The organism is Nocardia sp. NBC_01009, from assembly GCF_045208035.1.
Taxonomy (GTDB): domain Bacteria; phylum Actinomycetota; class Actinomycetes; order Mycobacteriales; family Mycobacteriaceae; genus Nocardia.
In genome coordinates, this window is the sequence record NZ_CP108695.1 from 1,926,925 (window position 1) to 1,947,574 (window position 20,650).

17 protein-coding genes and 4 tRNA genes are annotated in these 20,650 nt (G+C 65.7%); 10 read left to right on the forward strand and 11 right to left on the reverse strand.

Annotation, left to right across the window (positions count from 1 at the left end; translation table 11 throughout):
• Positions 1 to 517: 517 nt before the first annotated feature.
• Complete coding sequence (phoU, locus tag OHA42_RS08500) at positions 518 to 1,180, reverse strand: phosphate signaling complex protein PhoU (RefSeq protein ID WP_406235953.1); 663 nt, start codon at positions 1,178 to 1,180, stop codon at positions 518 to 520.
• Positions 1,181 to 1,493: 313 nt separating this feature from the next.
• Here phoU and OHA42_RS08505 point away from each other — a divergent pair, with 313 nt between their 5' ends.
• Genes OHA42_RS08505 through OHA42_RS08515 form a run of 3 tightly spaced genes read left to right on the forward strand, consistent with a single transcriptional unit; the run spans position 1,494 to position 4,158 of the window.
• A complete protein-coding gene (locus OHA42_RS08505; RefSeq protein WP_406235955.1) occupies positions 1,494 to 2,558 on the forward strand; it encodes a multicopper oxidase domain-containing protein in 1,065 nt (354 codons plus the stop codon).
• Between the two features lie 5 nt (positions 2,559 to 2,563).
• On the forward strand, positions 2,564 to 3,745 hold the full coding sequence (locus OHA42_RS08510) for a ZIP family metal transporter (RefSeq protein WP_406235957.1): 1,182 nt from the start codon (positions 2,564 to 2,566) through the stop codon (positions 3,743 to 3,745).
• Positions 3,742 to 4,158: a Rieske (2Fe-2S) protein gene (locus OHA42_RS08515; protein WP_406235959.1), complete on the forward strand. Its 417-nt coding sequence runs from the start codon at positions 3,742 to 3,744 to the stop codon at positions 4,156 to 4,158. Before OHA42_RS08510 ends, OHA42_RS08515 begins: the two co-directional genes overlap by 4 nt.
• Here the strand turns inward: OHA42_RS08515 and OHA42_RS08520 are convergent.
• The 5 genes from OHA42_RS08520 to OHA42_RS08540 all read right to left on the reverse strand — a co-directional run bounded on the left by OHA42_RS08520 (position 4,151) and on the right by OHA42_RS08540 (position 9,729).
• Positions 4,151 to 4,291 carry a hypothetical protein gene (locus OHA42_RS08520; protein ID WP_406235961.1) on the reverse strand — a complete coding sequence of 47 codons (141 nt, stop codon included), beginning with the start codon at positions 4,289 to 4,291 and terminating at the stop codon, positions 4,151 to 4,153. The genes OHA42_RS08515 and OHA42_RS08520 overlap by 8 nt on opposite strands.
• A 236-nt stretch (positions 4,292 to 4,527) precedes the next feature.
• The gene (locus OHA42_RS08525; protein ID WP_406235963.1) at positions 4,528 to 6,750 is read right to left on the reverse strand and encodes an LCP family protein; all 2,223 of its coding nucleotides are present in this window, start codon (positions 6,748 to 6,750) and stop codon (positions 4,528 to 4,530) included.
• Between the two features lie 167 nt (positions 6,751 to 6,917).
• Complete coding sequence (gene dusB, locus OHA42_RS08530) at positions 6,918 to 8,060, reverse strand: tRNA dihydrouridine synthase DusB (RefSeq protein ID WP_406239226.1); 1,143 nt, start codon at positions 8,058 to 8,060, stop codon at positions 6,918 to 6,920.
• A 112-nt stretch (positions 8,061 to 8,172) separates the two neighbouring features.
• On the reverse strand, positions 8,173 to 8,574 hold the full coding sequence (locus OHA42_RS08535) for a DUF2834 domain-containing protein (RefSeq protein ID WP_406235964.1): 402 nt from the start codon (positions 8,572 to 8,574) through the stop codon (positions 8,173 to 8,175).
• Positions 8,575 to 8,862: 288 nt separating this feature from the next.
• A complete protein-coding gene (locus OHA42_RS08540) occupies positions 8,863 to 9,729 on the reverse strand; it encodes an SDR family oxidoreductase (protein ID WP_406235966.1) in 867 nt (288 codons plus the stop codon).
• Between the two features lie 308 nt (positions 9,730 to 10,037).
• Between OHA42_RS08540 and OHA42_RS08545 the strand changes: the two genes are divergently transcribed.
• Positions 10,038 to 10,679: a hypothetical protein gene (locus OHA42_RS08545; RefSeq protein ID WP_406235968.1), complete on the forward strand. Its 642-nt coding sequence runs from the start codon at positions 10,038 to 10,040 to the stop codon at positions 10,677 to 10,679.
• Positions 10,680 to 10,769: 90 nt separating this feature from the next.
• Here the strand turns inward: OHA42_RS08545 and OHA42_RS08550 are convergent, their stop codons facing one another.
• From OHA42_RS08550 to OHA42_RS08560, 3 genes are all read right to left on the reverse strand, one after another.
• A complete protein-coding gene (locus tag OHA42_RS08550) occupies positions 10,770 to 11,735 on the reverse strand; it encodes an acyl-ACP desaturase (RefSeq protein WP_406235970.1) in 966 nt (321 codons plus the stop codon).
• A gap of 328 nt (positions 11,736 to 12,063) precedes the next feature.
• Positions 12,064 to 12,654 carry a DUF937 domain-containing protein gene (locus OHA42_RS08555; protein ID WP_406235971.1) on the reverse strand — a complete coding sequence of 197 codons (591 nt, stop codon included), beginning with the start codon at positions 12,652 to 12,654 and terminating at the stop codon, positions 12,064 to 12,066.
• Between the two features lie 158 nt (positions 12,655 to 12,812).
• A tRNA-Lys gene (locus OHA42_RS08560) sits at positions 12,813 to 12,885 on the reverse strand.
• Between the two features lie 848 nt (positions 12,886 to 13,733).
• Between OHA42_RS08560 and OHA42_RS08565 the strand changes: the two genes are divergently transcribed.
• From OHA42_RS08565 to OHA42_RS08590, 6 genes are all read left to right on the forward strand, one after another.
• The gene (locus OHA42_RS08565; protein ID WP_406235973.1) at positions 13,734 to 14,399 is read left to right on the forward strand and encodes a TetR family transcriptional regulator; all 666 of its coding nucleotides are present in this window, start codon (positions 13,734 to 13,736) and stop codon (positions 14,397 to 14,399) included.
• 94 nt (positions 14,400 to 14,493) lie between these two features.
• A tRNA-Glu gene (locus OHA42_RS08570) sits at positions 14,494 to 14,566 on the forward strand.
• A 28-nt stretch (positions 14,567 to 14,594) separates the two neighbouring features.
• Positions 14,595 to 14,668, forward strand: a tRNA-Asp gene (locus OHA42_RS08575).
• A gap of 59 nt (positions 14,669 to 14,727) precedes the next feature.
• Positions 14,728 to 14,804, forward strand: a tRNA-Phe gene (locus OHA42_RS08580).
• Between the two features lie 422 nt (positions 14,805 to 15,226).
• A complete protein-coding gene (locus tag OHA42_RS08585) occupies positions 15,227 to 15,409 on the forward strand; it encodes a hypothetical protein (protein ID WP_328408850.1) in 183 nt (60 codons plus the stop codon).
• A 488-nt stretch (positions 15,410 to 15,897) separates the two neighbouring features.
• Positions 15,898 to 16,599, forward strand: coding sequence for a polyprenol monophosphomannose synthase (locus OHA42_RS08590; RefSeq protein WP_328412712.1), 702 nt, complete (start codon positions 15,898 to 15,900; stop codon positions 16,597 to 16,599).
• Between the two features lie 85 nt (positions 16,600 to 16,684).
• Here the strand turns inward: OHA42_RS08590 and OHA42_RS08595 are convergent, their stop codons facing one another.
• Together OHA42_RS08595 and OHA42_RS08600 are read right to left on the reverse strand one after the other, a co-directional pair.
• The gene (locus tag OHA42_RS08595; RefSeq protein ID WP_406235975.1) at positions 16,685 to 18,181 is read right to left on the reverse strand and encodes an HAD-IB family hydrolase; all 1,497 of its coding nucleotides are present in this window, start codon (positions 18,179 to 18,181) and stop codon (positions 16,685 to 16,687) included.
• Positions 18,181 to 20,640 (reverse strand): glycerol-3-phosphate 1-O-acyltransferase, encoded by a 2,460-nt coding sequence (locus OHA42_RS08600; RefSeq protein WP_406235977.1) that lies wholly within the window; start codon positions 20,638 to 20,640, stop codon positions 18,181 to 18,183. The genes OHA42_RS08595 and OHA42_RS08600 overlap by 1 nt, the downstream gene beginning before the upstream one ends.
• Positions 20,641 to 20,650 lie beyond the last annotated feature (10 nt).

The window sequence follows — 20,650 nt, forward strand, 5'->3', positions numbered from 1 at the left end:
TGCCGCGAACTATCGGACCCACGCCGATCAGGCCATCGGCAACCAGAAAACGGCGCGCCACCGAGAAGGCCACCCCAGCGGTCTCGGCCGCCCGGTTCACCGATCCCGTCGCCTCGAACACCGACCTGATCAACTCCGGGTCCGCCGCCCGGGACGCACCCCTGGGTTTGCCCGCTGCACGACCCTGCGCACGCAGGATCGCATAGCAACGCCCCCGCCCGATCCCCAACGCCTCAGCTGCTTGCCTCACCGGGACCCCGGCATCGGCCAGCCGGGCCAGCTGATCACCGAACTGAACCAAATCCTCCGAAAACGACACGGTCGCCGCAACCTCTCACATCGAGAGTGTTGCGACGACCGCATGAACCCAAGCGGTGTGCGGGCCTTTTGTCGTGCTCGAGCGTGTTGCGCAACAACTGATTTCGTAGGCACTCGGGTACGCCCCAGAACTCATCCGCGCCCTCGACCGCCGGCTCGCAATGCGAGCCGGGCGGCCGCTGGAAAACCGGCGCGGCGGTTACGCTTCGGCGTCGGGGTCCGAGGGGAGGACACCGGTGACGAGGAAGATCACGCGGCGGCCGATCTCCACGGCATGGTCGGCGAAGCGCTCGTAGTAGCGGCCCAGCAGCGTCACGTCGACGGCCGCGGCGACGCCGTACTTCCAGTCGCGATCCATCAGCAACGTGAAGAGGTGACGGTGCAGGTCGTCCATCGCCTCGTCGTCCTCGTTGAGCTGCGCCGCACGCTCCGGGTCACGGGTCTCGAGCACCTCTTTGGCGCCCGCACCCATGTTCACCGCGATGCGGCCCATTTCGGCGAAGTAGCCGTTGACCGATTCCGGCAGGGCATGGTTGGGGTGGCGGCGTCGCGTGACCTTGGCGACGTGCAGCGCGAGTGCGCCCATCCGGTTCACATCGGCGACGATCTGAATGGCGCTGACCACCTGTCGCAGATCGCCCGCGACGGGCGCCTGCAGCGCAAGCAGGGCAAACGCCTTCTCTTCGGCGTCCTGGATCATTTCCGCGATCCGGTCGTATTCGCTGATCACCGACTCGGCAAGGGCGAGGTCGGCCTGGAGCAGTGACTGAGTGGCCCGGTCCATGGCCGAACCCGCCAGGCCGGCCATCTCGCCCAGCAGGTGAGCGAGATCGGCCATTTGCTCGTTGTAGATGACACGCATGAGTCCAGACACTAGTGCCCTGCCCTGACCTAGTCACGAACACAGGGTTAATGCCCGGTTGCAGTCGTTTGCGCTGGTGTTGCCGCAGCTGAGAGCAGCGCCCTGGCTCCGACATTGTCTGCAGCATCTGCGGGTGCGATATCGAACCGTGGCGTGACCGGGATCGCATTCGATGTGATCATCGCTGTCCCATTCGGTGGCCGTACATCGGGCCTGTCATGACCGCGCGACCAGTTCGTATTCGGACTATTGAAAGATTATTTTCGGCCTGCCAAACTATGGAGATCGCTCGCTCTAATTACGACAGGCTGGGATGACATCTTCAACACGGCGCCGGTTCATGATCGGTGGCACCGTCGCGGCTTCGGCGGGCCTGGCACTCGGAGCGTTGCCGCTGCGCGACTACGGCCCAGCCGCCGCGGACTCGCCTCCGGCTCCACCCGGACACCCCGCACACCATCCGAATACGAGTGCGCACGGCGGCGGGGTCAACGGGCCGACGTTCCGTAAAGGCGCAGTCGTCGATCACGCCGCGAACGGGTTCGACCCGACCGAGGTCCTCCGCGATTTCGACTACGGCAAGACCTCGACGCGGCCGGACGGCCGGACAGTGCGCGAATGGGAGGTCTTCGCCAGTGACGAGGACATCGAGATAGCGCCGGGAGTGCGTTTCCCGGCGTGGACGCTGAACTCGCGGATCCCGGGCCCGACCCTGCGTTGCCGCGCGGGCGATCTGCTGCGGGTCCATTTCACCAACGGCTCGCACCACCCGCACACGCTGCATTTCCACGGCATCCACCCCGCCGAGATGGATGGCATTCCGGGTATCGGTCGCGGTGTCATCAACCCGGGCGAGAGCTTCACCTACGAGTTCGACGCGACACCGTTCGGCCTGCACTTGTTCCACTGCCATGTCGGCCCACTGGCCGAACACATCGCCCGCGGCATGTACGGGACCTTCATCGTCGATCCGCCGCAGCCCCGGCCGCAGGCCGACGAAATGGTGATGGTGATGCACGGCTACAACACGACTTTCGATGGCGAGGGCAACCAGCTCTACGCGGTCAACGGGATTCCGTTCCACTTCATGCACGAGCCGGTCCGGGTGAAGCGCAACGAACTGGTGCGCATCTACCTGGTCAACGTGCTGGAGTACGACCCCATCAACAGCTTCCACATCCACGGGAACTTCTTCGACTACTACCCCACCGGAACCCGGCTGCAGCCAACGGAATACACCGACACCATCGTGCAGGGACAAGGCCAGCGCGGCATCTGTGAGCTGCGCTTTCCGCACCTGGGGCAGTACATGTTCCACGCTCACAAGACCGAGTTCGCCGAACTCGGCTGGATGGGCATGTTCGAGGTGACGGAGTAATCGCGATGACCACTACCGTGCACACCCGCAGGCCGTGGATTCTGGGACTGATCTCGGTCGCCCTCCTGGCGATCGCACTGGCCGGGTTGGCCCTGCTCGGCGGGCGCACCCTGCCCGAACGGACCGGCCCGCCCGTGGAAGAGATCGCGGTCGAGCACACCACCCTCACACCCGGTGCAATCGAGTTGACGGTGCGCAATACCGGGCCCGACGCGGTGTCGATCGCCCAGATTTTCGTCAACGACGCATACATCGACTTCACCGGCCCGACCGACCCGATCGGCCGATTGGGCTCGGCTCGGTTGCGACTGGACTATCCGTGGCAGGACGGCCAGCCCTACAAGATCTCCATGCTGACCTCGACCGGTCTGGTGATCGAACACGACGTCCCCCTGGCCGTCACCACACCGGAGCCCAATGCGTCGTTCTTCGGCCTGATGGCGTTGCTCGGGACCTACGTCGGCATCGTCCCCGTCGTGCTCGGCATGTTGTTCCTGCCCGTCATGCGGGTCGCGGGCAGCCGTGTCGTGCGGGTGCTGCTTGCCGTGACGGTGGGTCTGCTGGCGTTTCTGGCGTGGGAAGGCGCCAGCGAAGGCTTCGAGCTCGCGGGCCGCTCCGGTGGTGCGTTCGGCGGCACGGCCCTGGTCGTGCTCGGCGCGGGTCTTGCCTTCCTCGGACTCACCGCGGTGGACCAGTGGCTGCGCAACCGACGCCGGACCGCCGAGGCCGCGGGCGGTGCCGGGGTGCGGCTGGCGCTGATGATCGCCATCGGTATCGGCCTGCACAACCTCGGCGAGGGGCTGGCCATCGGATCCGCTTATGCCGTAGGCGAATTGGCGCTCGGTGCCTTCCTGGTCATCGGTTTCACCATCCAGAACACCACCGAGGGCCTCGCGGTCGTTTCACCGCTGACCGAGCGACGTCCACCACTGCTGACCCTGCTCGGTCTCGGACTGATCGCCGGAGCGCCCGCCATCGTGGGCGCCGTTGTCGGTGCGACAGTGAACAATGCCGAGCTGTCCGCCTTGCTGCTCGGCGTCGGCGTCGGCGCGATTATCCAGGTCATCGTGCAGATCGCCCCCAGCCTGCGCGAATCGGCCGGCCGGAGTTTCGACGCGATGGCACTCGGTGGCATCGCGGTCGGACTGCTGGTGATGTACTCGACCGGGTTGCTGGTGGCCGCATGAACAACGCTGCCGCACCGCATTCCGATCCACCGCCGTGCGCCGGGTGCACGCGGCGCGGCGTGTTGCTCGGAGCCGGCGCTGCCGCAGCCCTGGTCGCCACCGGATGTGCAAGCGGCAGTGCGGATTCCGGGCCGTTGCGGGTTTCGCTGGCCGAGATTCCGATCGGCGGCGGACGGATATTTCCACAGCAAGGTCTGGTGGTGACCCAGCCGACCCCCGGTGAGGTCCGCGCCTTCTCGGCCGTCTGCCCCCACCAGGGCTGCGCCGTCGCCAAAATCGGCGACACCATCGAGTGTCCCTGTCACGGAAGCAAATTCAGCATCGCTGACGGTTCGGTGCTGCGTGGCCCGGCTCGCGAACCATTGGCCGCCCGGACTGTCGCTATTGAAGCGACCGAGATCGTCGTCAGATGAAGACCGCTGTCTGGAGGTGAGTCTGCCGCGTGCTCGTTGCGTAGCGCCAAATCGTCGTCCACAACAGTGACGAGATCATCATGTCGTCGACGACCGCGGTCCGGCGCGGTGCTGCGGCGGCACGGCGGGTCATCGAGTATCCCTGTGACGGAAGCAAATTCAGCATCGCTGACGGTTCGGTGCTGCGTGGCCTGGTTCGCGAGCCACTGGCAGCTCGGACTGTTGCCATCGAAGCGACCGAGATAGTCATCGGATAGCGAGGGCCGACAATGCCCGAAGATGCGTCTGTGCACCGGGACATGCTGTCTGTGCATACCACCGCAGACCACCTGCACGAGGCACGTGTGTTCACCTCGGCTCGGGCCGCTGCTACTTGCAGGTTTCGTCGGCAGCGTTGACGTGTTCCAGGTCCGAGGGAAGTGGCACCGGCGTTGAGGACGAGGAGGTGCTGATGTTGACGTTCGAGATCGGATCGCCCACCGGTGTCGGCGGGCGGATGTTGCCCGTGTAGTCGGCGCCGATCACCACTTCGATGATGCCGCCGAGATCGCTCGACTGCTCCATCGTCGCTCCGGGTAGCGAGCTGGCCACCGTGGCCGCTTCGGCCTCGTGTCCGGCCCCGTAGCGGACCTTGGAGGCCACCTCCGAGTTGCCGAGGGAGTAGTTGGCGGTGTTGTAGATCGGGAAGCCCAGGTTGCCGAATTTGGTGGCTGCCTTGTTCGCCGCACCTACCGTGGTCGAGCCATTGGAGACCAGCAGTGACACCGTGCTCGGATCCACCGCGATCAGCTTCGGCGGCGTGGGGGGAGCCGAAGGGATCGAACCGGGCGCGGGCGCGACCTTCTTCTCACCGGGCAGTGGTTGGTCGTCTCGGATCGCCTTGAAGATGGCCTTGATGTCGGACTCGCGCGGGATCTCGTTGCCGTAGGAGGTCGTGCCCGCGGTCGGGATGGTCAAGAAGGTCACCGCGCCGGCGTCCATCTTCTGCAGGGACCGCCCGAGAGTCAGCAGATCGTTCGTATCGACCTTGTGGACAAAGGTCGCGTCGGTGAATGCCTTGATGAAACCGTTCAATTTGACCGGATCGAACAGCACCCTGCTGGACAGGGCACCGCGTAGCAGTGAGGCGAGGAACCGCTGCTGCCTGGCGATGCGGTCGTAGTCGCTGCGCTCCTCGCCGTAGACATGCCTGGCGCGCACATAATTCAACGCGGTCTCACCGTTGATCCGCTGTTTGCCCGCTGTCTCGAGGACAGTGCCGAGAATTTCGTCCTTGACCGGCTTCGGTGCACAGACCTCGACACCGCCGACCTGATCGACCATTGCTTCGAAGCCGGCGAAGTCAATGCCGATGAAGTGATTGATGGTGCTGCCGGTGAGTCGCTGAATCGTTGTGACGAGGCACTTGGGGCCGCCAAGAGCATAGACGGCGTTGAGCTTGTCGCCGATCGCCGACGGGAACGTTTCCTGGGTGTTTTCGCCCTTGTCGTTGTCCCAGCCGTTGCACTGCGGTCGGGTGACGTCGAGGTCGCGCGGGAACGACACGACGACGACGCGCGAGCGGTTCTTGGGGATATGGACCAGCATGGCGGTATCGGCGCGCGCGCCCTCGGCGTCGTCGATGGTGCCCGCTCCGAGCTTTCCGTTGACGCCCGCGCGGGTGTCGGTGCCGACGAGCAGGAAGTTCTCGTCGCCGAGCTGCGCGCCGGAGTCGACGACGTCTTCGGAGTTGTCGTCGATCGCATTGACCTGGTTGAAGCTGTTGGCGGTCGCGTTCATATAGCTCCAGCCGCCGCCGGTGATCAGGAGCGCGACCGCCGCGCAGATCGAACCGCTGACGCGTCCGGCGACCTGAAGCCGCTTATTGCGGCGCTGCTTGGACGCCGCGAGCCGCGACAGCGGTGGATTGCCGACGGTCTTCGGTTGTGCGCCCCGATCACGCTTATCCGATTCGGTCGTCGGCCATCCGGCACCGCGGCGTTTGGTCTTGGCGGGTTCGTTGACCGGCGGGATGATGTCGGTGACGACCTCGGGTGGTTCCTGTGCGCCGGGTGCGGACGGTGCCGATCGCCTGGGGTCCTCGGCGGTGCGCCGAACGGCGGGGCGGGCGGCGGACGGTGTGCCCGCGATGTCGTCGACGACGGGAGAGGCCACTGCACGGCGGGCGCCGGTGGCGCCTGCGGGCCGCGCGGGTTCGGTCGGTCGCTGCGGCGCGCTGCCTGCGGGCCGTGCCTGCGGGGTGCCGGATTCACGTGGGGGCGCGCTGCCTGCGGGCCGTGCCTGCGGGGTGCCGGATTCGCGCGGAGGCGCGCTGTCGGCGGGTCGCGCGGTCTCGGGACGCCGGGCGGGCGGGCCGGCCGGCGCGGCTTCGCCCTCGGTGGCCGCCCTGCGCCTGCGGCCGCCGCGTTCGTTGTCGACCTTCTGGACGAGGTCCTGAACTGTCAGCGGTGCCGAGCCGGATTCGGCGTCGGTATGCCTGGACCGCCGGGATGACCGCGTGTCGTCGCGCTCGGTGTAATCCGCCGTGGGATACCGCTCCCACGGGGCGCGATCTCCGGGCCGAGGCGAACGCCCGTGCCGATCGTCACCCACCAACGAACCTCACTTTTCGTCTACGCCGCATGGCTTATCGAGTCCGAGCCGGGTTCGCCCGGCATGACCGATTCCGCCAATGATAACGATTCCGCCACGACGAGCCAGCCCAGCGGGAAATCGAATAGGCCACACGGGTGTTTCGCGTGGTGCGTGGCCTGCTGAAATCAGCCGCCGCTGTGCATCAGATCCGCGCCCTCCGGTACCGCGGGATCCTCCGGATCGTCGAGCCAGCCGTGCGGCAACGCGACCTTGCCCGGCGAGCCCTGGCGTCCGCGCGGCCCCTCGGCGTCCCGCGGGAACGGGGCGTCCGGATCGAGTTGGCCGATCAGATCCTGCAATTCGGTCAGCCGCGACACCGTGGCGAAAGAACGGCGAAGATCCGCACCGACCGGGAAACCCATCAGATACCAGGCCATGTGCTTGCGCAGATCTCGCATGGCCTTGTCCTCGCCGAGATGCTCGGACAGCAGCGCCGCGTGTCGGTAGAGCACCTCGCCGACGCGTCCGAGATTCGGCGCCTCCGGGAGCGGCTCACCGCGCAGCGCCGCCTGCAGTTCGCCGAACAGCCACGGTCTGCCGAGGCAGCCGCGGCCGACTACGACACCGTCGCAACCGGTTTCGTCCATCATCCGGACGGCGTCGGCGGCGGAGAAGATATCGCCGTTGCCGAGCACCGGGATGGTCTGTACGGCTTCCTTGAGCCTGGCGATGGCGGTCCAGTCGGCCTGGCCGGAATACCGCTGCGCGGCCGTGCGGGCGTGCAGCGCGACGGCCTTGGCACCCTCGGCCTCGGCGATGCGGCCCGCGTCGAGATAGGTCAGATGATCGTCATCGATACCGATACGGAATTTCACCGTCACCGGGACGCCCGCCGGTTCGGCGCCGCTGACCATGGCCTGCACGATTCTGCTGAACAGGGCGCGCTTGTAGGGCAGTGCCGCGCCACCACCGAGCCGGGTGACCTTGGGCACCGGGCAGCCGAGGTTCAGATCGATATGGTCGGCCCACCCCTCGCCGACGATGATGCGCACGGCCTCGCCGAGAGTGGCCGGGTCTACACCGTAGAGCTGCATGGAGCGCGGGTGCTCGTCCTCGTCGAAGGACATCATGTGCAGCGTCTTCTCGTTGCGTTCGACCACTGCGCGCGCGGTGATCATCTCGCAGACATAGATCGAGGTGGAGCTGCCGAACTCCCGGCACAGCTTGCGGAATGCCAAGTTCGTGATGCCCGCCATCGGCGCCAGCACCACCGGCGGATCGACCGGATACGGTCCGATCCGCAGCGTGGTCTTCGCCTCGGTAGTCATCGTCACGCCGTCCAGTGTCTCATCAGGGCCGGCAGACCCCGAAGGTGCTGGTGCGCGACGTGCGCTGATTCACTCCCTGACCTGATGACGGACCTGTGCCGCCGCCACACAATCAGTGCCGCGCTGCGCCCACGCCGCCCTCCGCGTCGTCGATCCGATCCTTGTTCAGTTCACGGACCAGCAGAAACAGCGGCAGCGCACAGCAGATGCCGACCGCGAAGGTCAGCCCCACCGACAGCACCCACCAGCGCATGATCCGGAGCTTGCGGGCTTCGGTCAGCGCCCAACCGAGGAAGGCGATCACCACGATCGTCAGGTCGACCAACAGCTGAGTGGAGGGCAGGCTCGCAGTCCAGGCGCGGAAGTAGTCGGCCTGAGTGTGCTCCGACCCGCTGAAGTACGTGATCACCATGGCGTTGGGCACGACGAAGCCGATCACGGTCATAGCGGCCAGAAACAGGCGCAGCGGACTCGACCGTCCGGTGCGGTGGGGCGCGGCGTGCAGGTCGGACATCGTTGTCTCCCGTGTCGGCGGTGTCGGCGCACCTGCCCGTGGCGGGCGCAGTCGAACGAATCCTATGAGGATTGTCACAGGAAAGAGCGGCGCTGAAGCTATTCGACGCTCGGGGTGACGCCTCTCCCGTGCCGCCCGTGCCGCCCGTGCCGCCCGTGCCGCCCGGGCGCGTCCGCTGCGTCACCGGCCTGTCGGACGGGGCGGGGAGGCGGCCCGAATGGTCCTGTGCGAGAAAGACACCCGGTAGCCGAGCCGCGGTCGGTCGAGCAGTCCCTGAGCCGAAAGGACCTACTCGCCCCGGAGCCGACGGTGGTAGATCTCCCGCACCGCGGCATCCGGCTGCGCGTAAGCGGTTGTCGCACCGGTGAATCGGGCCACTGCGAGCTGTGCACGGTAGGGCAGCAGCTGTGCCGACTTGATGATGGCGGCGAGCCTGCGCGGCACGGTCACCATCGGCTTCTCCCGCTGCACCGATGTGACGATGGCCGCGGCGACGTCTTCGGGGTCGACGGTGGTCAGCGGGGTGATCCAACTCGGCATATTGGCACCGGCGGACAGTTCGGTGCGCACGATGCCGGGCAGCACCGCGCCGACGTGCACGCCGTGCTCTTTCATCTCGAGGTGCAGCGCCGAGGTGAAGCCGATCACCGCGTGCTTGGTTGCGCAGTAGGTGGCGAGGCCGGGGAAGCCTTGGGTTCCGGCCAGTGAGGCGATGTTGATGAGATGGCCGCTGCCGCGGTCGGTGAATCGTTTGACGGCCAGTCGGGAGCCGTGGATCACGCCGTTGAGGTTGATGTCGATGATGCGGTCGGTCATTGCCTCGTCTTCGTCGGCGAACAGGCCGGTCGGCATGATGCCGGCATTGTTGACCAGCACATCCAGCGGACCGAGCTCGCTGTCCACGGAGTCGAGGAAGGCGGCGAAGGAGGCACGGTCGGTGACGTTCAGCGGCAGTCCGACGATCTTGGCATCGGGGTCAGCGCCCAGCTCCGCCGCGGTCTTGGCGACCAGCTCGACATCGATGTCGCCGATCGCGACCGCGGCGCCCGCGGCGAGGAAGGCTGCCGCGGTGGCGCGTCCGATACCGCGTGCGCCGCCGGTGATCGCGACGACCTTGCCTGCGAGTGGGGTCGCGTCCTTCGCTGTGCTGGTCATATTCTCGGCCTTCCTGCGTGCTCGTCCCGTGGGATGTGGCCGTGCAGCGCAGCACGCCGTTCGCGGCCGGTTGCGCCGCTCGTTCGGCGCGGATACCCCCCAGTGTCGAGGTTCGCAGCCGGAATCGTCGGCGGATTCGGCATGCATAGTTCGGCCGAAGCGCGGTGCCGGCGCGGCACGGCGGTATAGCCGCAGGACCGAGGGGCCTACGACGCGGTTATCCGACCTCAGTTACCTCGGTACTCCGAGTAACACCTGCCGCTGGCGGTGGGAGCGTCTCGACACACCAGACTCATCGGAGAGGCCGCATGACAGCACGGATCGAAGACACCGGTACGGGCGGGGACGACGCCGCGACAGGCGCGCCGACGGCGGGACAGCCAACCGCATCGACAACCGCGGCAGCATCGGACGCGAAGTCCGCCCGCCCAGGAACGGTGTCGATCCGGATTTCGACGGTAATCCGGGGCGCCGTCATTGCTGCGCTCGTCGTCGCGGTCTGTGTGCTGAGCGGACTGCTGTGGTCGGCTCGACACGATATAACCCAGCGAAATGATCACGCCACGGACGACCGGAAAGCCGAGCAGGTCGCCACCGAATACTCGGTCGGCGCGGCAACGGTCAATTATCAGGACATCAATGCCTGGGTCGCGAAGCTGAAGGCGAATACCGCGCCGCAGCTGGCCAACAAGTTCGACGCGACAGGGCCCAAACTCGAACAGATTCTGGTGCCGCTGAAGTGGACCTCGACGGCCACGCCGATCACCGCAAAGGTGATGTCGGAACAGGACGGCATCTTCAAGGTGAATGTATTCGTCAACGTGAGTTCGACGAATGCGCAAAGCCCGGAGGGTGCGCAGACCTCGGTGACCTACAACGTCACGCTGGATAAGAACTCGGGCTGGAAGATCACCGATGTCGGCGGCGTCGACGGTGCACTGCCCCGATGAAATAGCTCGCCATGGCAATAACTAGATAGCGGGACATAAACGCGCCGCCGCCCGGATATCCGGGCGGCGGCGCGTTTATGTCGGTGGGGATCAGCCCGCGGCAACCCCGGCCAGCTCGCGCTTCTTCGCCTCGCGGGCCAGCATGCGGTCGCGCTGCTCTTCGAACTTGATCACGTCGCCCGCCAGCTTCTCCAGGAAGATCGCGAGTCGATCGCGGACCGCCTCACCACGGGGGGTGAAGTCGGTGCGTTCGAAGATGTCCCACTTCTTGAGGACCGGCTGCACCACCTCTTCGAGGTGCTGGCGCAGGTCGTAGATGCCGTGCTTGGCCATCAGCACGCCGTTGCGACGGAAGTTGGGCATGCCTGCGCCCGGCATCTGGAAGTTCTCCAGGATCAACGTGATCGCCTCGATGGACTGATCCGGCGACAGATCCAGCGCCGCACCGCACATGTTGCGGTAGAAGATCATGTGCAGGTTCTCGTCGGCGGCGACGCGCTGCAGCATGCGGTCGGCGATCGGGTCGTCGCAGACCTTGCCGGTGTTGCGGTGGCTGACCCGGGTGGCGAGTTCCTGGAAGGTCACGTAGGCGACCGAGTGCAGGAAGCCCGCGTCGGCCTCGGTGGGCGAGGCGAAGCCGTTGGTCATGTGGATCATGCGCGCCTCTTCGAGGGCGACCGGATCGACGCCGCGCGTGACAACCAGGTAGTCGCGCATGACGATGCCGTGGCGGTTCTCCTCGGCGGTCCAGCGGCCCACCCACGTGCCCCATGCGCCGTCCTGAGAGAAGTTCTCGGCGATCTCACGGTGGTAGGAGGGTAGGTTGTCTTCGGTCAGCAGGTTGGTGATCATGGCCGCCTTGGCGACCTCGTTCAGCCGGGACTGCTCCGGGTCCCAATCCACCCCGCCGAGTACCGCGAAATTGCGGCCTTCGTCCCACGGGACATAGTCGTGCGGATGCCATTCCTTTGCCAGGGAGAGGTGCCGGTTGACGTTTTCTTCGGCAACCGGCTCCAACTCCGTGAGCAGCTCGAGTTGAGTCAGATCCCTTGCCATGCATATGCCCTTCATGTGTGCGTGCGCTCTTGCAGGTCGTCCCCCCAAGGTAGGACCGTGCCGATGCGGCCATACCTTACGGCACCGTAAGTGTGATGCGAAACGCATCTGTCTGACAATCGATGCCCTGGTGATGCACGTCATACGCCTTCGTTGGCGCTCGGCGACCGCGTCGAGTCTATGGCTTCGGCCCGCAACGAGGGGAATATCGCTACGGGCCGAGAGTTGTTAGCCCAGCGTGCTCGATCACACAGTGTGCCTTGATGCGGGACTGCCGCTGGCGGCGGGACCGGCTTGCCCGGCCGACATCGAGTGTCGCAGCGCTGGTTCAGCGCTTGCCGCCGAACAGACTGCCGAGCACGTTCGCCAAAGCGCCACCTGAGTTCTTGGCCAGTGCCTCGCCGATCGCGCCGCCGATGCCGCCGCTGTTGCTGCCGCCGCCGAGCAGCCCGCCGAGCAGGTCGCCGATGCCACCGCCGCCTGCCTGTGTCTGCGGTGCGCCGGTGCCACCGCCGCCACCAGTCAGCTGCTTGGCCAGATAGGCGAGCACGATCGGGGCGAGCATCGGCAGCAGTTTGGACACCAGGTCGTTGCCGCCCGTGCCCTCGGTGGCGCCGAGCGCGCTGATCACCGTGTTCTTCTCTGCACCGAAGACGTTGTCGACGATCTTCGAGCCGTCCGCGACGTCGACCTTATCGATATCGACCTGGCCCTCGCCTTCGACGAGGTCGCCGTGGTTGTCGAGCGCGCCGACCAGCGAGGCGGCGCCTTCCGGCTGGGTGGCATTGGCCTGCAATCCGCCGAGCAGCGTCGGTAGCGCCGCCTTGACCGCGTTGGTCGCGGTGCTCTGGTCGACGCCGAGCTTCTCGGCGATCTGGGGTATGGGTACCTGGGAGAGCAAATCATCGAAAGAAGTCATCAGCTCCGCCTGTCGTGGATGGTGTCCAGGATGTACAGGTGCGCGCCCACAGTAGGGGAAACCCCGCGGGTGATGTGGTGTTTCGTGGCCGGAGCGGGCGCGTCGCCCATCGATGAGACAGGTCGGGCGTCCGGTACGGAACCGGACGCCCGACAAGGTGCCCCCAGTAGGGCTCGAACCTACGACCTGCGGATTAAAAGTCCGTAGCTCTACCAACTGAGCTATAGGGGCGCGGAGGGACAGTGTAGTGGGCCTGGCGCGTATCCGGTAACCGGGGCGGCGGCGCGTCCGATGCGGCCGGACGCGGCTGGTGCCTGCACCGTGCCGGCGTCGCCGAGAGGCGGTGTGGCAGCGGGTAACAAAGGGTGCGAGCGCGACGATGCTGCCGGTAAACATTTGGTACCCAGCTTTGTTCATTTCGCCGAGACATGGATATCATCGAAACATGTTGTCTACCAAAGTCTTTGGATTTGCGGGGGGCGCGGGCCGAAGCTCGGGGGAGCGCGTCGTCGGCGCGGGCTGGTGCCGCGCGTCGAATGGACACGTCATCGGTCGGCCGGTCGACTCGAGTGAACGTGGCTGCGACGCTGTCGAATTCGGGAATCGAGCAGGCGACCCGAGTTGATTGCGGAATGTTTGCCGTAACAGATAGTCGAGTCTGCTTGCAACCCTACTCTCCAGTTTGCCGCGTGTCGGATGACGATTCCGGGTACGGTGACGACTTGGTGAATACCGGAAGAATCGCCGTCTTGCCCGGCGTTCCGGAATTCGGCCTATCGTTGTTGTGTTCGAACGTGTCGCGACCGGTATGGCCGATCGTGGCGAACTACGAATCGACGCCGGGGGAGGCAGATCCGAGACAAAGAAATACCCGGGTGCGCACCCCCTGCGGCGCACCCGGGCAGGGAAACTATACCAGCTGGTGTTTTTTAGGTTTATCGCAAGTTTTCGTACCGAAAGTTTGAAACTGGGCGAAAACCCGGTTTGAAGTATTGATAAAACTCATAACTTCGCGCCAAGGGTCTGTTCCTTTGGGGGGCATCGATTGGCGGCGAGTAGGCTTCGGAGGCGTTTCGAGCATGGCACGGCAGCAAGAGCGGGCCCGCCGGACACGCGCGGCGATTATCAGGTCCGCCGCCGTTGAGTTCGGGAAGAGCGGCTATGCCGCTGCATCGCTCAACCGCATATTAGAAGGATCGCGCGCCACCAAGGGCGCCATGTACTTTCATTTCGATTCCAAGGAAGATCTGGCTCGCGCCGTACTGGAGACGGCGGTCGAGCGCTATCGCGCCTCGGCCGAACGTTGGCTCATCAGAACGGATCTCGGTGCGCTGGACATCCTGCACGGCATGATCGACGAGATGGCGCTGCGATTGGAGCACGACATCATCGTCCAGGCCGAGTACCGGTTGATCATCGAGCCCGACTTCTATCGGGACGTGCAAACCGGTGGTGGACGGATTCTCGGCCGCGCCACCAGGATGCTCACTGTCCGTGCCGTCGAGCAAGGGCAGCTGCGCACCGACGCGGACCCGGATCGCTTCACCCGCACGTTGGCCGCCGCACTCGCGGGTCAGCGCTACATGGTGGACCTCTTCGGCGGCGGGGCGGATCTGCGCGCCCGGTTCCAGGAGGCGCTCGAGGTGATCGTCGAGGCCATGGCCACTCCGGAGTGGGCCGAGAAGTTCCGCAAGGATGGGTGGCAGGCTCGAGCTCGCCTGGAAGACCTCGGTTTAGGGCTGTGACCAGCCGGTTTGGAAAGCGCTACCGGTCTGTCATAAGCTAACCGAGCTCCCAACGGATACCCGTTGAAAGCCGGTCTGGAGGAATCCAGGACGAGCCCCCTTCGTCTAGCGGCCTAGGACGCCGCCCTTTCAAGGCGGTAGCGCGGGTTCGAATCCCGTAGGGGGTACGGTCTTCGGATCGTTGGTAGCACGCAAGGCCCTGTGGCGCAGTTGGTTAGCGCGCCGCCCTGTCACGGCGGAGGTCGCGGGTTCGAGTCCCGTCAGGGTCGCAAGATAAGTGCCGGAGCAATCCGGCACTTCGCGTATGGCATTCAATACGGGTGCCTGCGGCCAGGTAGCTCAGTTGGTACGAGCGTCCGCCTGAAAAGCGGAAGGTCGCCGGTTCGATCCCGGCCCTGGCCACCAAATCCCCTTGACATTGCACGTGGTCAGGGGGATCTTTCGCGTCTATACCCCTGCTGGGGCATGTGTCCGTGGGTGACCGCTGTTTTCCGCCCGATGTTGCACGTATGTCGCACGGCGTCTGTAACGCTGATCACAGTCTGCGGATTACCTCGGTGTTGGTTGTTGCTCGGACCAGTTGATCGGATGCGCTCGTCAGCTCTTCGGGTGGAGAAACATGGCAGTGCATCCGTATGCCACGTTGGCGCCGGCCGTTGAGTACACCCTGGGCTCATATCGTCGGCTGAAGTAGTCCGGCTCCCGGATCAGGGTCACGTTCGGCCCTCGGGCCTACCGATGTGGTCACCTTCGTCCCAGGCCAACGGTTGTGTCGGGCTTTGCCCGAAATCTCGGATCGGCTGGGGGATCGGTGGGATGCTGGGGGTATGGCTGAGCGCTGGTATTACTGCCTGAAGCACAACCGGGCCGAGCAGGGGCGGCAGTGTTGGTTCCGGGATCGGATGGGGCCGTATCCGGATCAGGCCACCGCTGAGCGGGCGTTGGAGATTGTGCGTGCGCGCAATGAGCGCGAGGATGCGCGGGATCGGTCGTGGCGCGAGGGCGAATGAGGAAAACCGCGGCGCGGTGCACGTCGTTGTGACACGACGGGCGCCGCGCACAACCGGGTCAGACCATCGCGGACTGCGTCTTGTCGTCGCCGACGGGCATCGTCTCGATGCTGGCCGAGTCGTCGACGACGACGGCGGTCCAGGAGCGAAATGCGTCCTTGTCGTCGTTCGACACGCCGAGCAGCTCGCTGGAAGGTCGAGCAGTTTCGTTCGGGTGTGAACCAGGAAAAGCCCGGCGAGCGGACCGGCCGTGGTGCAGGCAACAGAATGTCCATGCGCCCGAGGCATTTCCGAGCGAGTGTTGCACAGGTATCTGGTTCGGCCCCGGAGGTGGGACGAAAGTTGACGGAACGTCGGGGAGTGCGCTCAGGTGCTGTTTAGGTCGATCAAGTACGGTTTCCTGAAATCAGACGAATGCTCGGGGTCCTGTCGTGGGCTCGGAGCTGACAGGTGAGCAGGGAGGGCGACCCTTGAGGGTTACCGTTGTTGTGCCGACCTACAACGAGCGGGAAAATCTGCCGGTTGCGGTGGAGCGGCTGACGGCGCTGCCAGTGCCCGACCTGCATGTGCTCGTGGTGGATGACAATTCGCCGGACGGGACGGGTGAGGTCGCCGACAAGTTGGCGGTCGAGCTGCCGAACGTCGTCGGCGTGCTGCATCGCACCGAGAAGGACGGATTGGGCCGGGCCTACATCGCCGGGATCACCCGGGCGCTGGACGAAGGTGCCGACGTGGTGATCCAGATGGACGCCGACCTATCCCATCCGGCCGAGGTGATTCCGGCCATGCTGGAGAAGCTGACCACCACCGATGCCGGCGTGGTTCTCGGATCGCGCTACGTGCCGGGCGGGTCGACCGCCGCGGAGTGGAAGTGGTATCGCAAAGCGCTCTCGTCGTGGGCCAATTTCTACGTGAACCTGATTCTGCGGCTCGGTGTGAAGGACGCCACCGCCGGTTTCAAGGCGTGGAAGGCGGATACGCTGCGCGCGATCGACGTCGCCTCGATCCGCAGCAACGGCTATTCGTTCCAGGTCGAGATGAACTATCGGACGATCAAACAGGGCATCACGATTGCCGAGGTGCCGATCCGTTTCGAGGAGCGCACCCTCGGCGCATCGAAGATGAGCCTCAAGGTGCAGCTGGAGTCGGCCCTGATGCCGTGGAAGCTGCTCTTCGGTCGCAAGGTGTAGCCGAACGCCCAGGGTCCCGCGTCGTACTCGAATGCGGGGCGCTGGGCTTTGTTCGACAACGCTCGTCTGGTTTTGCTCGAAAGGGCTAGTCCGCGTCCGGTTCCGGCCAGTTCAGCAGCGTGTCGAGGTAGAGCTGTCGTACCGACTCGACCTCGTCCTGCATATCGTCGGGATCCCAGCCGCTCACATCGATGGGCGCGAGGATCGCGACGTCGACCGTGCCTTTGCGTGCGACCATCGAATTGCGCCACGAGATTTCGCCCGCGTTGCGGATCACCACCGGGATCACCGGCACACCGGCCTGTAGCGCGATATGGAACGCGCCCTTCTTGAACGGCAGCGGGCTCGGTGTGTACGAGCGATGGCCTTCGGGGGCGACGGCGATGGATAGACCCGCGCGCAGCGTCTCCACCACCGGCGCTAGCGCGGCCTTCGCCTGCTCGGTATTCGAGCGATCGATGAATGTCACTCCAACGAAACGCATCAACGGCCCGAATATCGGATTGCGGGTCAGTTCCTTCTTTCCGATGCCGGTGACGCCGCCCACCAGGACCTTGGGCACGATGATGACGTCGAATTGGCTCTGATGGTTGAAGAGAAATACCGCAGGCCGCGGTGTCCGCGCATGCTCCGCGCCGGAGACGCGGATTCGCACACCGATAGCCCCGAGGGTGCCGCGCGTCGCGTAGGCCATCAGTCCATCGGCCATCTTTCTGCGCTGCCGTGTGTAGGACTTGGCGATCACGCCGAGGAAGGCGCCGCCGAGGAGTGCGGCGAATCCCGCGATCGTCCGGCCGTAGTCGGCCGGGCTCGGGGTCTGCCGTGGCCGGAACGTCAGCTTCGGCCAATCCTGTTCGGTGGCTACCACGCTGAGCCGTTTATCGGGGTTCACCGCCACCGGATGGCCGACCAGCGACAGCAACGGCAGATCGGCGAGTGTGTCCGAATAGGCATAGCTGCGGCCGAGGTCGACGCCTCTTGCGGCCGCGAAACTGCCGACCGCATCGGACTTGCCGTTGCGCCACAACGTCTTTCCCTCGACGTAGCCGGTGAGGATGCCTTCGCTGGTCGCCATCGGGGTGTACAGCACGTGCTCGATGCCGAGTGCGGCGGCCGCAGGCGCCACCTGGAACCTGGTCAGCGAGGTGGCGAGCACCAGGGTGTGCCCGGCGGCCTCATGGGCTCGGATGAGCTGCCATGCTTCGGGATACAGGCGCCCGTAGATGGATCGTTCGAAGAGACGTTGGCCGAGCGCGTCGAGTTCCGCCTCCGGCCGCCCCGCCAGCGCGTGCATGGACAGGTGCACGAACCGTCCGTACTCGCCGTCGGTGAGGCCGTTGCGAATGCCGCCGAGCAGCGTTGTGGCCGCTGTCGGGGCGTTCGGCCGGAAGACGCGCCGCAACAGCGAGGGCCGGGCGAACCCGTCCGCGATGGTGCCGCCGAAGTCGAAGACAGCGGCGATTTCGGGTCCCTGCGGGCCCGACCGGATCGCGGCGATCGCCGCATCGAGATCCGTTGGCGCAGTCTCGCTGTGCGCAATAGTCGCGCCTTCCTCCTGCGCCGTAGTGTTGCGCGCACCCATCACGGCTCCTGCACTAGTCGGTTCGACGGATCCAAGGTGGCGGCCTGGGAAATACGGTTGCCGATGGCGCGCAGTCGTTCGGCGAACTCGAGTCTGCGCTCGGTCAATTCGGCCCGGCGTTTGGCCGAATCCCGCCCGACCGGTGTCAGCAGCCCGTGGTTGTCCGCGAGTTTCAGTGCGCTGGTGAATAGTTCGGTCGATACCGATTCCGGGCTGTGCAGCCGCTGCTGCAGCATCATCTGTTTGCCGACCCGGACGCACTCGTCGATGAACAGCTTGCGGTCGATCTCCTCGGCGGGGTCACGGGCGGCAAGCCGTTCTGCCACCACCAGTTGCGCGTCGAAGAAGGAACGCAAGGTGCGGTGCGCCATCATGAATCCGGAGGCGGTGAGGGTGGCGAGCACATCGGTGCCGAAGGTGTCCTCGGTGGTGTGGGTGTTCCAATCCGGTTCGAGCACCAGCATTTCCGTGGTCATCTGTTCGGCGAACTCGGACCGTTCGGGGAAGAAGAAATCGAACTTCAGCAGGTCGCGCAGGCGGAACGCCTCGTCCCAGCCTGCCTTCAGCTGGTTCGGTGCTGGTGTGTCGAGCGCGGTCAGGATGGACAGTTCGAGGATCGCGCGGTTGATGAACCAGTGCACGGCGCTGTTGCGGTAGAACGCGGCTTCCAGGTGGGCGCCCGCCTCGATCGAGTAGATCGGTTCCAGCCCGCCGCGATAGACGGTGACAACCTTGGCCAGCGACAGCTGTTCCAGCACCACGGCGAGGCTCTGTTCGTCGCGCAGCGCGTCGAGCTCACCGCTGGGCAGCGCGCGCTTCTCGATGTAGTTCAGCACCGGATCGAGCACTGCGCGCACCTCGCCGCGGGTCAGCGCGCGTCCGTGCACACCGAGCAGTGCCAGGGTGGCCAGCGCGTTCACCGTGATCGGGGTGACGGCATTGATGCCGACGGCGACCTCGAACGCCAGCCGCTGCACGGCCTTTCGTTCCCGTTCGGCGATCTCTTCCTCGGCGGCAGTGGAGCCCGGCCCATCCAGCGCCGAATCGGTGCTGTGTAGCGGAATGGACAGCGGTGGCGTGACGAGCGGATCGCCATACGCCGCAAGCCGGTCGCGCGCGGACAGCGGTTCGCCGAAGCTCACATAGACGTGTCCGGCCGAATGCTGTTGGCTGCGAATGTAGCGCGCCAGCCAGGCCAGGCCCTCGGGCTTCTTCTGCCCGCCCACCTGTTCGGTGGCGATGGCGCCGAGTTCGTTGAGCCGCTCATAGGTGATCGACACCGGCACCAGCATGACGTCGTCGATGCGATTCGAACGGACAGCGGCGGCAAGATAATTCAGTAGCCCGTAGCGCGGCGGTCGGAGCTTGCCGGTGCGGGTGCGGCCGCCCTCGAAGTACCACTCCAGGTTGAATCGCTTGGCGAGCAGGTAGGCGAAGTATTCCTCGACCACCGCCTTGTAGACCTCGTCGTCGCCGAAGCTGCGCCGGATGAAGACGGTGCCGGTGCGCCGGGCGATGGGGCCCATCGGCCAGAAGCTGAGGTTCGCGCCGCCGATCACATGGTTCGGCGGAAAATCATTGCGGGCCAGCACATCACCCAGCACGAATGCGTCGACGTAGGAGCGGTGCGAAGGTAGAAAGACCAGCGGATAACGCCGGTTGAGGGTCCGCAGTCCGGCGAGCCCGGATTCCTCGGTGTGCACCTTCCAGGTAGAGGCGTGCACCGGCCGCATCGCCTGGGTGAACAGGTCCGAAACCAGCCTGCTCTGTGCGGCAACGAGTTCCTGCAGCCCCTTCTCGGCCCTGCGGTACACCTCGTGCGGGCTTGCGCCGATCTGGTCGGCGATGACGTCGAGCCGGTGCAGGAAGTCGGGAGAGTCGAGGATCTCCTCGGCCACCAGCCGCGGCACCTTGTACCGATCACCGATCACATTGCGTTCGGCGCGTTCCAGCACCACGAGCGCGGCGCGCACAATGGCGCGGGCGAACGGCTCTGCGGAGCCCGCGATGAACATCGCGGTGGCCTCGGGGTTGTTGGCGCGCAACTCGCTGAGCAGCGCGGGCTGCCCGGTGAGCACGACGTGGCGGTCCGGCGACTTGCCGATCAATCTGCGCTGGGCAAGCCAGTGCGGCTTGCGCGGATTGCTCAGCAGCGCCATGTCGGCGAAGGTGACACGGCGGACCCCGTCGCGTTCGGGGGGCAGCCACAGCACCCGCACGGGGACGACGAGTGGATCGTCGCTGCGGCCTGCCAGCCGGGTGGCGATGGCATCCGCGTCCAAGTCCAATTGGGTGACGGGTGCGTGCACGCCGAATTCCTTGGCGATGCCGTCGTCGGTGAGCCAGGCGCCGACGAGCTCGCGTTCGACTCTGGAGCTCGCGTCGACGAGGGCCACCACCGATCCGGGTGTCGTTGCTCGCTGAGCCTGCGCGGGTGAGTCCCCGCGGTGATCAATCATGACCAGATCC